Here is a 1,507-nt window from a genome sequence, read left to right on the forward strand (position 1 = left end):
CGGGCCCGGCATGACTGTGTCCCCCTGTCGAAGGCATGACCTGGGGGGTGGTGTTCACCGGGCCCGGGAGGTGTCCGTCGGAGACGCTGATCAGAGGTCCGGCCACCGTCCGGTCCGGTGCAACGCCGGGCAGTTCGCGGGCGGCAGGTCTGCATAACGTGGATGCGCGAGCACGACACCCGAGCCGAGGCCGGCACCGTCAACACCCCCTGGGAAGGGCACGATGTTCGAGATCGAAGACGTGGGCGTGTTCCTGGGCCTGGACGTCGGCAAGAGTGCCCACCACGGCCACGGGCTCACACCGGCCGGGAAGAAGGTCTTCGACAAGCCCCTGCCCAACAGCGAACCCAAGCTGCGGGCCGTGTTCGACAAGCTGGCCGCGAAGTTCGGCACCGTCCTCGTCGTGGTCGACCAGCCCGCTTCCATCGGCGCCCTGCCGCTGACCGTCGCCCGCGATGCGGGCTGCCAAGTGGCCTACCTGCCCGGCCTGGCCATGCGGCGGATCGCCGACCTCTACCCCGGCGAGGCCAAGACCGACGCCAAGGACGCCGCCGTGATCGCCGACGCGGCCCGCACCATGCCGCACACCCTGCGATCCCTGGAACTGACCGACGAGATCACCGCCGAACTCACGGTCCTCGTCGGCTTCGACCAGGACCTCGCGGCCGAGGCCACCCGCACCTCCAACCGCATACGCGGCCTGCTCACCCAGTTCCACCCCAGCCTGGAGCGCGTCCTGGGGCCCCGCCTGGACCACCAGGCCATCACCTGGCTGCTGGAGCGCTACGGCTCCCCGTCCGCCCTGCGCAAGGCCGGCCGCCGCAGACTCGCGGAGCTGATCCGCCCGAAAGCCCCCCGCATGGCCCAGCGGCTGATCGACGACGTCTTCGACGCCCTCGACGAACAGACCGTCGTCGTCCCCGGAACCGGCACGCTCGACATCGTCATCCCCTCCCTGGCCGCCTCCCTGGCCGCCGTCCACACCCAGCGCCGGGCGATGGAAGCCCAGATCAACACCCTGCTGGAGGCTCACCCTCTTTCCCCGGTCCTGACCTCGATGCCCGGCGTCGGCGTCAGGACCGCCGCCGTCCTGCTGGTCACCGTCGGCGACGGCACCAGCTTCCCCACCGCCGCCCACCTCGCCTCCTACGCCGGACTCGCCCCGACCACCAAGTCGTCCGGCACCTCGATCCACGGCGAACACGCACCCCGAGGCGGCAACCGCCAGCTCAAACGGGCGATGTTCCTGTCCGCCTTCGCCTGCATGAACGCCGACCCCGCCTCCCGCGCCTACTACGACAAGCAACGAGCCCGCGGCAAGACCCACACCCAAGCCCTCCTCCGCCTCGCCCGCCAACGCATCAGCGTCCTGTTCGCCATGCTCCGCGACGGCACCTTCTACCAATCCCGGACGCCGAAGAACATCGAGCTCGCCGCATAACCCAGAAACCCCGAACCGCCTCAAACCCGACATAGGCGCCTTGACGAACGACATAGAGGCACCCCC

Annotated in this window: 1 protein-coding gene; it reads left to right on the top strand. The window is 69.9% G+C overall.

Annotation, left to right across the window (positions count from 1 at the left end; translation table 11 throughout):
* The first annotated feature begins 223 nt into the window (after positions 1 to 223).
* Complete coding sequence (locus tag ACFYTE_RS42355; RefSeq protein ID WP_388722662.1) at positions 224 to 1,441, top strand: IS110 family transposase; 1,218 nt, start codon at positions 224 to 226, stop codon at positions 1,439 to 1,441.
* The last annotated feature ends 66 nt before the right edge of the window (positions 1,442 to 1,507 follow it).

It is taken from the genome of Streptomyces sp. NPDC004629, from assembly GCF_042873595.1.
GTDB lineage: Bacteria > Actinomycetota > Actinomycetes > Streptomycetales > Streptomycetaceae > Streptomyces.

Bases quoted from the DNA above. Each gene is read 5' to 3' on its own strand.
- ACFYTE_RS42355 (WP_388722662.1), top strand. From the start codon at position 224: ATGTTCGAGATCGAAGACGTGGGCGTGTTCCTGGGCCTGGACGTCGGC.